The organism is Aquabacterium sp. (genome assembly GCF_004297345.1).
Lineage (GTDB): Bacteria > Pseudomonadota > Gammaproteobacteria > Burkholderiales > Burkholderiaceae_C > Aquabacterium.
Window position 1 is genome coordinate 1 of record NZ_SCTN01000231.1, and the last position, 12,116, is coordinate 12,116.

Below are 12,116 nucleotides of genomic sequence, written 5' to 3' on the forward strand. Positions count from 1 at the left end.
GGCCACGGCACTGTTCATGATGGGCTATGGCCTGGTACGGTTCTGCGTGGAGTTCACGCGTGAGCCGGACGACTTCCTGGGCTTGCTCAGCATGGGTTTGAGCATGGGCCAGTGGCTGAGTTTGCCGATGGTGCTGATTGGGGCGCTGCTTTGGTTCTATACCGGCAAGCGGGATGTGAAACCGAGCTGACCCGGCGAGCTGTCTCGGTTCAGCGGATCTTGCCCAGCAAGGTCTCGATTTCCTCGAACATTTCGCTCATGGCGGCCTTGTCCTGGGCATCGGTGCCCAGCTTGGCCTGCAACTGCTGTTCCATGAAGCACACGGTCATGCGCACATAGGTGCTGTCCAGCGCTTTGCGCACGGCGGCCATTTGGGTGGCGATGGCAAGGCAGCCGTCGCCTTCTTCGATCATGCGCTGGATGCCGCGCAACTGGCCTTCCGCGCGCTTGAGGCGGTTGAGGATGTCGGTGCGGCTTTTGTCGTTGTCCAGGGCTGCCATGGTGCAATCGCCCGGTGAGGGCGCGTCAGGGAGGGAAGGCGTGCGAACCTTCATTGTGCACAATCTTTGAAGCCCAGTTTGCGCAAGATGATGGCCATCGGGCAGAAATTGGTGAAGCCGAACTGGAAGAGGTTGGCGCCCACGAAGGCTGTGAAGGCCAGGGCCCATTTCGACACGAACACGGGGCTGCCCTCAACGCCCAAGGCGAGCGAGGTCATGATGAACAGGCCGGCAACAATGCGAATCATGCGTTCAACGGTCATGGCGGTTTTCCTTCTTTCTTGCGCTCCTGAAGAGCCGGGTACAGGGTGATCAGACGGGTTCGTTGCGGCGGCGATAAGCCGCGTAATACAGAACGGGGATGACCACCAGCGTGAGCAGCGTAGACACCAGGATCCCGAAAATCAGCGAGACGGCCAGGCCATTGAAGATCGGGTCATCCAGGATGAAGAAGGCGCCCACCATGGCGGCGATACCGGTCAGCGCGATGGGTTGGGCCCGCACCGCTGCAGACTCGACCACAGCTTGTTTGAAGGCCACACCGCGTGCTACCTGCAACTCGATGAAGTCCACCAGCAGGATGGAGTTGCGCACGATGATGCCGGCCAGGGCGATCATGCCGATCATGGAGGTGGCCGTGAACTGCGCGCCCAGCAAGGCATGGCCGGGCATCACGCCGATGATGGTCAGGGGAATCGGCGCCATGATGATCAGCGGCGTGCGGTAGGACTTGAACTGCGCCACCACCAGCAGGTAGATCAGGATGAGGCCCACGCCATAGGCTGCGCCCATGTCACGGAAGGTCTCGTAGGTAATCTGCCATTCGCCGTCCCATTTCAGCGCATAGCCGCGGTAGGGATCCGAGGGCTGCTTGATCCAGTATTCGCTGATGCCGCCGGTGTCGGGCAGCGCTGCGGCATCCAGCTTGCTGCGAATCGCAAACAGGCCGTATAGCGGCGAATCCAGTTTGCCGGCCATGTCGCCAAACACGTAGCTCACGGGCAGCAAGTCCTTGCTGAAGAGAGGCTTGTCGATCACGCCGCGCTCCACTTGCACCAGCTCTGACAAAGGCACCAGTTGGCCGTTGGCGGCGCGCATGGGCAGGGCCAGCAGCTTGTCCAGGCCGATCTGTGATTCGCGTGGCAGCTGAATGCGCACAGGCACAGCGATGCGTGACTGACCGTCATGCAAATAGGCTGGGTCTGCGCCGGACAGTGCTGCCTGCACGGCTTGCGCCACGCTGGCGACCGGGATGCCCAAGGATTCGGCGCGTTGACGTTGCACCTTCAAGAATGCGCGGGGCGCATCTTCTTTCAGGCTGGTGTCGATGCCGACGATGTCTGCCGTCTCGCCAAAGGCCTTGGCCATGCGCTGGGCCAGTTGCATGCGGCCGGCTTCATCCGGGCCATACACCTCGGCCACGAGCGGGGACATCACAGGCGGGCCTGGCGGCACTTCCACCACCTTGATGCGGGCGCCATGGCGTGCGGCGATCTTTTCCAGATCGATGCGCAGGCGCTGTGCAATGGCGTGGCTCTTTTCATGGCGATGGTGCTTGTCCACCAGGTTGACCTGCAGATCGCCTTGTTCCGCATCGGCGCGCAAGTAGTACTGGCGAACCAGGCCGTTGAAAGTGATCGGCGAAGCCGTACCCGCGTAACCTTGCAGGTTCATGACTTCGGGCTGCCTGGCGAGGAAGGCGCTCATGTCTTGCAGTGCGGCTTCGGTGTCTTCCAAGGGTGTGCCAGCGGGCATGTCCAGCACCACCTGGAATTCGCTCTTGTTATCAAAAGGCAGCATCTTGAGGATCACGCCCATGCCCGATGAAGGGATGGTGGCCAGCCCCACGGACAACATCAGCGCGGCGATGATGCCCAGCCCCATCGTCCAGCGCTTGCCACGGTGCACCAGCAGGGGCATGAGCACGCGGTTGAACAGGCGATGGACCTTGCTTGCTGGGCCGTCTGGTGCATGGGCCGCTTCGCCGTGCGCCGCCTCATGCGGCTTCATGAGCTTGAGCGCCAGCCAGGGCGTGACCGTGAAGGCGATGCCCAGCGAGATCGCCATGCCCAGGCTGGAGTTGATGGGGATCGGGCTCATGTAGGGGCCCATCAGGCCGCTCACAAAGGCCATGGGCAGCAAAGCCGCGATCACGGTCAGCGTAGCCAGAATCGTCGGGCCGCCCACTTCATCGACGGCTATCGGGATGATCTCTTTGAGTGGCTTGCCGGGCGTCAACTGTTGATGCCGATGGATGTTTTCGACAACCACGATGGCATCGTCCACCAGGATGCCGATCGAGAAGATCAAGGCAAACAGCGAGACGCGGTTGAGGGTGAAGCCCCAGGCCCAGGATGCAAACAAGGTGGCGGTCAAGGTCAGGATCACGGCGGCGCCGACGATCACGGCCTCACGACGCCCCAGTGCCAGTCCAACCAGCAAGATGACGGAGCCGGTGGCGAACGCCAGCTTCTGGATCAGCTTGTTGGCTTTTTCTGCGGCGGTTTCGCCGTAGTCGCGGGTGATGCTCATGTCCACGTTGGCGGGCACGATGGTGTTGCGCAACTCATCGAGGCGATGCCGCACTGCCTTGGCCACGTCCACGGCGTTCTGGCCGGGCTTTTTGGTGACGGTCAGTGTCACGGCGGGGAAGGCCTGGCCGAGGCCCTTTGGTGCAGCGTTTTGAGTCGAACCGGCGCCAGGTGTGAACCAGACATGTCGAGACGCCTGTTGTGCGCCCCATTCGACCTGTGCCACTTCACGCAGGTAAACCGGCTTGCCGTGGCTGACGCCCGCCACCAGGTTGCCCACGTCGTCGGCCGAACGCAGGAACTCGCCGGTTTCGACCGTCAGCATCTGGCTGGTTGCTTGTGGACCAGTACCGGCTTGCAGCACGGCACCGGATGGCAGGCTCAGATTGGCCGCAGTCAGCGCTTGCTGGAGGGAGCCGATGTCCACGCCGCGTTCTTTCAGTCGGCTGGGATCCAGCGTGACCATCACGGCCTGCCCGGGGCCGCCAATCGATTGAACCTCGCGGGTACCGGGCACCCGTTTGATCTCGGCCTCCAGGCTGCGCGCCACGCGCTCCAGTTCAAGAGCGGATTGGGCGTCTCGACCCCACAGCGTGATGGCCAGCACGGGCACATCATCAATGCCCTTGGGCTTGACGATGGGCGGCATGGCGCCCAGGTTGCGTGGCAGCCAGTCCTGACTGGCGTTGAGCACGTCATACAGGCGAACCAGGGCATCCGTGCGTGGCACGCCCACCTTGAACTGCACGGTCAGCACGGCAATACCGGGGCGTGACACCGAATACGTGTGTTCGATGTCGGCAATCTGGCCCAGCACCTGCTCTGCAGGGCCTGCCACCATGTTCTGCACATCCTGGCTGGAGGCGCCAGGGAAGGGCACCAGCACATTGGCCATGGTGACGTTGATCTGGGGTTCTTCTTCGCGCGGCGTGACCAGCACGGCGAACAAACCCAGGAGCATGGCCACGATGGCCAGCAGCGGCGTCAGGGCGTTGAGCTGGAAGGCCTGGGCCAGGCGCCCGGCAACGCCCAGGCGGTCGGGCGCGCTCATGGCTTGGCCGGGCTGGCGTTGGCCAAGCCTGCCTTCAAGGCGTCTGCAGCGATGGTGTCTCCGGCGCGAATGCCACTGAGAACCGTCACGGAACTGGCTTGGGCGCTGACTGGGGCGGTGCGAACCGCTTGCAGCATGAATTGACCTTCCCGGACCACATACACAGCGGTCAGTTCGCCGCGTTTCATCACTGCTGCTGCTGGCACGCTCAAGCCGGTTTCTTGCGCGTTATTGCCAGGTGATGCGCTCGCCATGTCACTGAAGCGCACGCGGCTTGTCTGGCCGGGCAGGGCAGTGGTGGCGGGCAAGTCCAATCGCCATTCGATGGTCTGTGAGACGGCATCTGCGCCAGGAAGAGCTTGAGCGCGGCTGGCGCGCACCCATTGGGCCGATGCGTTGACGTTGCCGCTTGCGGGCAGCAGCACTTCTGTCGATCTGGCGGTTCTGATCCGTTCAGCCAGCGAGGCTGGTACCTGCACCACGGCGCGCATGGCTTGTGGCGCGTAGAGCGTCAGGATGGGGCGCCCTGGCGAGGCCAGATCACCCACGTCAGCCTGCGTGGTCAATACGCGTCCGTCAAAGGGGGCCGTGATGGTGGTGAATCCTTTGGCCAGTGCGGCTTGCGTCTGGCCTGCCTTGGCCGCATTGAAGAGCGCTTGCGCACTTCGCCATTGGGCCTGCGCTGCGTCAAGGGCAGCTGGGCTGATGAAGCCTTGTGACTTCAACGCCTGGCTTCGCTCCCATTGCAGCCTGGCGTTGGTCAATTGCGCGTCAGCCTGCGCGACTTCAGCCTGGCTGCGGGTGAGGGCAGCCTGGGTGTCGCGGGCATCGATTTGCACCAGTGCTTGCCCCGCCTTGACGGTGTCGCCAGCCTTCACAAACAAGGCCGTGATGTTGCCTGGCACCTGTGCGGCCACCGTGCTTTGACGCACAGCCTGAATCATCCCGTCCCATTCCAATACGCCTTCGCGAGCTTGTGATTGCACGCGCAGCGTGGGCACTGTCAAGCCAGGGTTTTGCGCCTGCGTTGGCAAGTTGGCTGCCAACAGGGGGGCCAGCAACAGGAATTTAACGGCATGGTGTCTGGCCATGAAACGCGCTCCTCACACAATACGGTAGGGAGTATACATATACCCAGTGGGGTATGCAAGCGTTCAGAGATTTCAGGACAAGCGAAATCCCGTGACAAATCAATCGATCACCCAGGAATCAACACACTCGAAGCTGGTTTGGCAGGGTCGTAGTAGACCCGCACCTTCTGCCCGACAGGAAAAGGCGCCAGTTCTTGCAGGGCATGTTGCTCATCGAAATGGTTGCGGCCAAAGGCGCGCAGGCGATCACCCGTGTAGCTCACACCGTTGACGGTATAGCGGTAGCGGACTTCGGTGAACCACTCGTGCGTCGGGGTGCCTTGCTGATCGGCCGTTTCATTGCGCGCGCGCGCTTTGGCGACCAGCATCTCGCCCTCCACAGAAGGCCAGTTCGGGCTGGCGCTCTTGATCTGCCAGGCATGCCAGGCGAGGTAAACCGCGCCAACGATGAAGGCGATGATCAGGTACTTGCCAAGGTCGTCGGGCATGGGTGTGGTGTCAGGGTTGCAGTGAAGGCGGTGGGCGTCGTGATTCGAGCGGATTTGCGCGAAGATGGGAGCCTGTTTCTGTCCGTACTGCGCCTGCCGTTTTTCACTTTATGCCTCAAACCACAGCGACTCACAGCCCTTTTTATGCCCATCTGTCGCGTCTGCGCTTCATCAAGCGCTGGGGCTTGATGCGCAATGCGGTGGAAGAGGATGTGGCGCAGCACAGTTGGGAAGTGGCCGTGATCGCGCATGCCCTGGCGGTGATCGCGCGTGATGTGCTGGGCAAGCCCATCGACCCCAATTCAGTGGCAACACGGGCCTTGTTCCATGACGCAACGGAGGCCATCACTGGCGATTTGCCCACGCCCGTGAAGTATTCGCCCGCCATGCGCCACGCCACCCAGAACCTGGAGAGCGAGGTCTGCGAGGAAATGCTGCGCCTGCTGCCGCCTGCTGTTCGCCCGGCCTTGAGGTCAGCGATGGATCACCATGAGTGGCCGAACGAAGAGGCTCGCCTCATCAAGTCGGCAGACCGCCTGGCCGCCTGGCTGAAGTGCCGCGCCGAGCTGCGTTATGGCAACAAGGAGTTCGAACAGGCCACCATCCAGGTCAAATCCAAGATTGATGAACACATGACGCCTGAGGTGCGGTACTTCCTCGATACCTTCGGCTCGGCTTTCGAGCTGACGCTGGACTCCCTGATGCAAGGGGAGTGATGCATTTGACCTCGCGCGGCCCCTCCTGGCGAGACGTGCTGGCCGGCCTGTCTGTGGCCGGTTTGTTGTTGCCTGAGGCGGTGGCTTATGCAGGCATCGGCAACATGCCACCACAGGCCGGCGTGCTGGCCCTGTTCATGGGCTTGTTGAGTTATGCCTTGCTGGGTAGCAGCCGGTTTGCGATTGTCTCGGCAACGTCGTCATCTGCTGCCGTGTTGCTGGCCGCGACGGGTTCTCTGGCGAGCATGAACACGCTTGTGCGCATGGAGTTGGCCGCTGGCCTGGTCTTGCTGACCGGGCTGCTGTTTGTGCTGGGTGCCGTGGCCAAGGTGGGGGCTGTATCGGCCTTCATCTCCAAGCCTGTGCTCAGAGGCTTTGCCTTTGGGCTGGCCTTGATCATCATCGTCAAGCAACTACCCAGGCTATTGGGGGTGGTGGTACCTGGGCATGACGCGCAATCGGTGCTCAGTGGCGTGCTGATGAACAATGCTCATTGGCATGGCCCCAGCATGATCATGGGTGGGGCGGCCCTGTTGGCCTTGTATGCGTTTTCGCGCTTGGGGCGACACTGGCCGGGCGCTCTGATGGTGATGCTGGCAGGGATCGCCTTGCAGCATCACCTGCATCTGGCCGATCAAGGGGTGGTGCCGGTCGGTGTGATCGAGTTGCATCTGAACCAGCCAGCGTGGCCATCTCTGCAGCGTGAGCAATGGCTGCGCCTGGGCGAGCTGGCCGTGGCGATGGTGCTCATTCTGTACGCCGAGTCATACGGCGCGATACGCAGCCTGGCTATCAAGCATGGTGATGAGGTTCAGCCCAATCGGGACCTGCTGGCACTTGGTGTGGCCAATGTGCTGAGCAGCATCGTGCATGGCATGCCAGTTGGTGCGGGTTATTCCGCCAGTGTGACCAATGAATCAGCGGGAGCACAGTCCCGCTGGGCCGGACTGATCGCGCTGCTGGTGCTGCTGGTCGTAGCGTTCAGCTTGCTGCCTGTGGTGGCGCAGATGCCCGAGCCCGTGCTGGCCGCCATAGTGATCCATGCCGTGGCCCACATGCTGGATCCCCGTTCGTTCAAACCGTATTTTGTCTGGCAGCGCGATCGCCTGGTGGCCATGCTCGCGGTGGCTGCCGTCTTGTGGTTGGGGGTGCTGGACGGCTTGCTGGCTGCCATCGGGATCAGTTTGTTCATGACCCTGCGAGGGCTGGCGCAGGCTCACGTGGCGGTGTTGGGGCGGCTGGACGAGGGGCACGATTTCATCGATGTGAAATTGTCTCCGCTGGTGCGGCAGGAAGAGGGCCTGTTGATCGTGCGTCCTGAAGCGCCGATGTTTTTTGGCAATGTCGAAAGCCTGATGGCGCAGATTCGCACGGCATGGCGGCGCTGCCCGGGGGCGCAATGTCTGATCCTCAGCCTGGAGGAATCCTCCGATCTGGACGGCAGTTGCGTGGAAGCGATGAAGGAATTGAGTGCGGAGTTGTCCAGCGCAGGGCAATTGTTGATCGTGGCGCGTCTCAAAAGCCGGGCTTATATCGTTTTGCGGCGCGCGGCCTTGTCTCACAGCACGCTGACCATGCTCAGCATTGATGACGCGGTCAAGCTGGGGCGAGCGCAATTGCCATCATCACGGCCACCGCTGCAGCCCTCGCCTTTACCCCCCTGACTCGGCATCAGCACCATTCGCCGACTTGGTGCGCTTATTGCTTCAACCTTGGCTTACACAAAACATTTCGCCTGAGGTTGTTTCATGAAGTCGTTTATCCGCGCGGCAGAAATCTGGTTGCCCGCTCAAGATCACACATTGCTCGAATTTGGTGCGGGCCTGTTTGGCGATGCCTTGAGTTTTGGTGCGCTCAGCCGGAGCATGTGCTTTGGCCGCGCTGAGGGCTTGCCCGGCGAGGCCTGGGAGCAAGGGCATCCCGTTTTGCTCAAGCAATTCGATGAGTTGAATTTTCGCCGCGCCGGTGCCGCGCACATGGCGGGATTGACCTGTGCCGTGGCCTTGCCCTTCTTCCATGCTGGCGAACTGTCTGCTGTGGTGACCTTGCTCGGTGGCGATGACCAGGCCAGCCAAGGTGCGATGGAGTTGTGGCGCAACGACCCGAGAATCAGTTCGGACATCACCTTGCTGGATGGCTATTACGGCGGCTTGCCCCCAGCGTTCGAGCAACTGTCGCGTGATGCCTATCTGCCTCGCGGCATGGGCTTGCCGGGCATGGCCTGGCAGCGCGACGAAGCGGTCATGCTGGGACAGGCTGACGCCAGCACCAGCTTCTTGCGAGGAGAAGCCGCTACCGATGCCGGCATTTGCCGCGCGATGGCTTTGCCTTGCCATTCCAGCACAAACGCCAGTTATGTCTTGATGCTCTTGTCCGGTACGTCCACGCCTGTGGCGCGTCGCATGGAACGCTGGGTTCATGACAGGAACACGGCCCGATTGGTGCTGGCGGGCGGCCATTGCGAAGTGCAAGGGGATTTGGGCAATGTGGTGACGGCCCTGAGCCTGAGCGACGTTGATGCGCCCATCCGGCAACTGGTCAGCGAGGGCGTGCCGACCTTGACCGATGCGGCCCAGCAATGGACCGGGCCATGGGGGCAGGCTGCGGCCAAAGCGGGCGTGCAGGGTTGCCTGTGCTTGCCCGTTCTGGTGGAGGACAAGGTGACGGAGTTTGTGGCGCTCTACCTGTGAGCGTGCCCCCTGGCCTGCGTAAACGCCTGTAAACGTGCCGGCTGCTGTCGACAAGGGGGGCGTCGCGCGCGTTAAATGGAGATCTTCACAACTGGAGTGTCATGATGATGAAGAAACTCCTGCTTTCCCTGGCTGTTCTGGGCTCGGTGCCGGCGTTCGCTGAAACGAACGTGGGTATCTCGATCGGCATCAACCAACCAGGGGTGTATGGCCGTATCAATATCGGCAACTACCCCGAACCCGTGGTGGTGTACCCCCAACCCGTGATCGTGCAACCTACGCCGGTGGCTGCCTACCAAAGCCCGATCTACCTCTATGTGCCGCCGCAGCATCAGCAAGACTGGCGCCGCTATTGCAGTCGCTATAGTGCATGCGGGCAACCGGTGTTTTTCGTTCGGGAAGAGTGGATCAGGGATCGTTGGGCGCACGAACATGAGCGCGACCCGCGGTTCGGACCATCTGACAGACGTGAGCATGGTCGTGGCAATGCATACGGCCATGACCAGGAGCATCGCGACCACGGGCGCGGGCATGACCGACGTGATCGTGACCGTGACTGAGTGATGGACCTTGTATACCGAGATGACGCTGTGCTCACCGCAGCGCAGGTGATTGACCTTTACCAGCGCTCCACGCTAGGCGAACGACGACCCATCCACCGGCCGGACATCTTCGAGGGCATGCTCAGGCATGCCAATGTGTTGGTGACGGCCTGGGCGGGTGACAAGCTGGTTGGCCTGTCGCGCACCTTGACCGATTTCACCTATGTCGCTTACCTGGCCGATCTGGCTGTGGATGAGGGCTGCCAGCATCAGGGTATTGGCACACGCCTGGTTGAAGAAACCCGCAAGCGCCTGCAACCAGAGTGCATGGTGGTGCTGCTTGCCGCGCCCAAAGCCAATGAGTACTACCCCAAGCTCGGCTTTGAGCACAATCCGCGGGCCTGGGTGTTGCCAGGTACGAAAACCGCGTGACGATGTTTGTTGCGTTGGTTGGTAACGCCATGTGTTTATCGTTCTATTTTGTTTGTTGCGGCAATTTGATTGCCATGTCCTGGTAAATGGTGGTTATTATTTTGGCGCCATCGGTGCCTTTGATATCCGTTATCGGTGCCAGGTCATTCACCACAAACATCAAGGAACGGTTATGCCATCTATTCCTGTCAGCAGACAGAGTGCCTGGACCTATTGGTCCAAGGGGCTCATCGCCGCCACCAATCTGGACATGGGCGCCGAAGCGAGCGATTCGACAAAATTGTTGGCCAACCTGGCCGTCAAACGAGGCCACAACGCCATTCGTCTGTGGTTTGGATGGGCTGGTCGTAACTCGATTCTGGAGCCCGATATCACCGCCATTGCGCAATCCAGCGCTGGTTGGGACAGCACGGCGATGACCAATCAGGCCTGGGGTGATGCCACGATCACCTATGCGGCCGTCGCAGCACAGATCACGAAGATCCTGGATACCTGTAAAAACTTGGGAATCGGCGTGTTCCTGGTCACTGACTACAGTCAAGGTGGGGGTGGCAAGTTGTGGGACCCCGCCAGCGGCTACGCCAACAATCTGCGCCAGTTCTGGCTCAAGACCTATGCCAAGTGGGGGACGCATTCGGCCTTGATTGGTCTGGACATCATCAATGAACCAGGCTTGCCCAGCGATGACCTCACATTTGCGCAGATACAGGCGCAAACCAATGGCTGGCCTCAGTTGGCGCAGGCCATCGTGAACGACATCCGGGGCTACGAAACCAACGCGGGCATCACCTCGTTGCCGTTGATCGTGGAAGGCGTGTACTCCGGCAATCCCAAGTCTCTGGGCGTGTTTGATGGCCCCAGCTTCAACGCCACGACTGGTCCTTTCCTGAAAGACCCGCAAAAGAAGATCGTCTATTCGTTCCATCACTACGACCCAGGTTGCTTTACGCATCAGGGTGTCAATGAGTGGTCATATGAAGAAGTCGGTGCGGTCTACCCGCTGCCCGGTGTCGTGCAAGCCTCGTACTGGTATGACGGCATACCGAACTACGAGTTGCGCACCTACAGCGCTGTGAGCGACATTCAAGCGGGCATCCAAGGTGCGGCCGATTTCGGACGCAAGTTTGGTGTGCCGATCTTTGTGGGCGAGTTCTCGGCGGTTCAGCCCAATCTCAATCAGGTCTACCCGGTGTTGCCGTCTTCACGCAGCACGGTCTATCCCAACCAGCGGGTGTCCGAGATTCAGAACACGGTGCCATGGCAGGCGCCTTTGCTCGACAGGCTGACCACTGTCCGCAGCCAGGCTGATTTCGATGCCTTGTCAGCAGATGACCGCAATGGGGCTTTTGGTCTGTTCGGCGCAACCAAGCGGCGCTGGATCACCCGTCTGGAAGTGGGCACGGACGGCTACATGACGGCCACTTTGGCCCACGTGAATACCCCCAACGATGCACTCGGAACAGGCTTTCGCGTGTCGTCTTGTCCCAAGACACTGGCGCAGTTGAAGGCGGCTTATCCGAACGAGTTCACCAACGCCACGGCCACGAGTGGCTACAACAGCTGGGCCAGCGCTGGTTCCCCCATGACCAAGGAGTTTTTCAGTCAACCCAATGCGCGCGTCGTTGGCCCGACCAATGCTGTCGCTGCGTCCTTGCTGCTGGCTACGGCTCAGCAAGTCACGCTGACACGTCACGCCTACACCATTCGCTTCAAGGCACCCGCTGGCGCCGTGGCGGGAACGGTGCTCCAGGGCGCTGATTGCGTCGTGCCGTCGGGCACGGGTACAAGCGCCACGATCACCATGCCGATCGCTTTGTTGTGGCTGGAGTCACCCAGAACGGCCGCTCAGATTGACATGGCCCGCTTCACCTACGTGAGAGACCTGATCTACACATGGCAGGCCAATGGTTTCAGCTGGGCCTGGTTTGCTGACGATACCGAATCGTCGGCTGGCTACGTTGGCTGGCGCGCTTCGAAATCCATCAGCGAGCTGCTGTCCACGGCAACGTCCGGTCGCAAACTGACTTCTCGCGTTTGAAGTCGGATCATCATCAAGAATAGGGATAGATCATGGA

At 61.1% G+C, this 12,116-nt stretch carries 12 protein-coding genes; 7 read left to right on the forward strand and 5 right to left on the reverse strand.

The features are described from left to right. Nucleotides 1–190: prolipoprotein diacylglyceryl transferase family protein (locus tag EPO09_RS08250; protein ID WP_290642022.1), on the forward strand; the 190-nt coding region annotated here is incomplete at its 5' end. A gap of 19 nt (nucleotides 191–209) precedes the next feature. On the opposite strand, the gene EPO09_RS08255 is transcribed toward EPO09_RS08250, so the two are convergent. From EPO09_RS08255 to EPO09_RS08275, 5 genes are all read right to left on the reverse strand, one after another. Further along, nucleotides 210–500, reverse strand: coding sequence for a metal-sensing transcriptional repressor (locus EPO09_RS08255; RefSeq protein WP_290642024.1), 291 nt, complete (start codon nucleotides 498–500; stop codon nucleotides 210–212). Between the two features lie 50 nt (nucleotides 501–550). Continuing rightward, complete coding sequence (locus tag EPO09_RS08260) at nucleotides 551–763, reverse strand: DUF2892 domain-containing protein (protein WP_290642025.1); 213 nt, start codon at nucleotides 761–763, stop codon at nucleotides 551–553. Between the two features lie 49 nt (nucleotides 764–812). Then, nucleotides 813–4,082 carry an efflux RND transporter permease subunit gene (locus EPO09_RS08265; protein WP_290642027.1) on the reverse strand — a complete coding sequence of 1,090 codons (3,270 nt, stop codon included), beginning with the start codon at nucleotides 4,080–4,082 and terminating at the stop codon, nucleotides 813–815. Then, nucleotides 4,079–5,173 carry an efflux RND transporter periplasmic adaptor subunit gene (locus EPO09_RS08270; RefSeq protein ID WP_290642029.1) on the reverse strand — a complete coding sequence of 365 codons (1,095 nt, stop codon included), beginning with the start codon at nucleotides 5,171–5,173 and terminating at the stop codon, nucleotides 4,079–4,081. The genes EPO09_RS08265 and EPO09_RS08270 overlap by 4 nt, the downstream gene beginning before the upstream one ends. Before the next feature lie 107 nt (nucleotides 5,174–5,280). Then, nucleotides 5,281–5,661, reverse strand: a complete 381-nt coding sequence (locus EPO09_RS08275; protein ID WP_290642031.1) for a DUF3592 domain-containing protein — start codon at nucleotides 5,659–5,661, stop codon at nucleotides 5,281–5,283. 110 nt (nucleotides 5,662–5,771) lie between these two features. Between EPO09_RS08275 and yfbR the strand changes: the two genes are divergently transcribed. The 6 genes from yfbR (at nucleotide 5,772) to EPO09_RS08305 (ending at nucleotide 12,079) form a co-directional block, all read left to right on the forward strand. Next, nucleotides 5,772–6,377: a 5'-deoxynucleotidase gene (gene yfbR / locus EPO09_RS08280; RefSeq protein WP_290642033.1), complete on the forward strand. Its 606-nt coding sequence runs from the start codon at nucleotides 5,772–5,774 to the stop codon at nucleotides 6,375–6,377. After that, nucleotides 6,377–8,041: a SulP family inorganic anion transporter gene (locus tag EPO09_RS08285; RefSeq protein WP_290642035.1), complete on the forward strand. Its 1,665-nt coding sequence runs from the start codon at nucleotides 6,377–6,379 to the stop codon at nucleotides 8,039–8,041. Before yfbR ends, EPO09_RS08285 begins: the two co-directional genes overlap by 1 nt. Before the next feature lie 84 nt (nucleotides 8,042–8,125). Continuing rightward, nucleotides 8,126–9,067 (forward strand): GAF domain-containing protein, encoded by a 942-nt coding sequence (locus tag EPO09_RS08290; protein WP_290642037.1) that lies wholly within the window; start codon nucleotides 8,126–8,128, stop codon nucleotides 9,065–9,067. A gap of 104 nt (nucleotides 9,068–9,171) precedes the next feature. Next, nucleotides 9,172–9,627 carry a hypothetical protein gene (locus EPO09_RS08295; RefSeq protein ID WP_290642039.1) on the forward strand — a complete coding sequence of 152 codons (456 nt, stop codon included), beginning with the start codon at nucleotides 9,172–9,174 and terminating at the stop codon, nucleotides 9,625–9,627. A gap of 3 nt (nucleotides 9,628–9,630) precedes the next feature. Continuing rightward, entirely contained in the window at nucleotides 9,631–10,041 is a 411-nt protein-coding gene (locus EPO09_RS08300) for a GNAT family N-acetyltransferase (protein WP_290642041.1), read from the forward strand. Between the two features lie 172 nt (nucleotides 10,042–10,213). Next, on the forward strand, nucleotides 10,214–12,079 hold the full coding sequence (locus EPO09_RS08305) for a cellulase family glycosylhydrolase (protein ID WP_290642043.1): 1,866 nt from the start codon (nucleotides 10,214–10,216) through the stop codon (nucleotides 12,077–12,079). The last annotated feature ends 37 nt before the right edge of the window (nucleotides 12,080–12,116 follow it).

Coding starts and splice junctions, on each gene's coding strand:
- EPO09_RS08255 (WP_290642024.1), bottom strand. CDS start 500: ATGGCAGCCCTGGACAACGACAAAAGCCGCACCGACATCCTCAACCGC.
- EPO09_RS08260 (WP_290642025.1), bottom strand. CDS start 763: ATGACCGTTGAACGCATGATTCGCATTGTTGCCGGCCTGTTCATCATG.
- EPO09_RS08265 (WP_290642027.1), bottom strand. CDS start 4,082: ATGAGCGCGCCCGACCGCCTGGGCGTTGCCGGGCGCCTGGCCCAGGCC.
- EPO09_RS08270 (WP_290642029.1), bottom strand. CDS start 5,173: ATGGCCAGACACCATGCCGTTAAATTCCTGTTGCTGGCCCCCCTGTTG.
- EPO09_RS08275 (WP_290642031.1), bottom strand. CDS start 5,661: ATGCCCGACGACCTTGGCAAGTACCTGATCATCGCCTTCATCGTTGGC.
- yfbR (WP_290642033.1), top strand. CDS start 5,772: ATGCCTCAAACCACAGCGACTCACAGCCCTTTTTATGCCCATCTGTCG.
- EPO09_RS08285 (WP_290642035.1), top strand. CDS start 6,377: ATGCATTTGACCTCGCGCGGCCCCTCCTGGCGAGACGTGCTGGCCGGC.
- EPO09_RS08290 (WP_290642037.1), top strand. CDS start 8,126: ATGAAGTCGTTTATCCGCGCGGCAGAAATCTGGTTGCCCGCTCAAGAT.
- EPO09_RS08295 (WP_290642039.1), top strand. CDS start 9,172: ATGATGAAGAAACTCCTGCTTTCCCTGGCTGTTCTGGGCTCGGTGCCG.
- EPO09_RS08300 (WP_290642041.1), top strand. CDS start 9,631: ATGGACCTTGTATACCGAGATGACGCTGTGCTCACCGCAGCGCAGGTG.
- EPO09_RS08305 (WP_290642043.1), top strand. CDS start 10,214: ATGCCATCTATTCCTGTCAGCAGACAGAGTGCCTGGACCTATTGGTCC.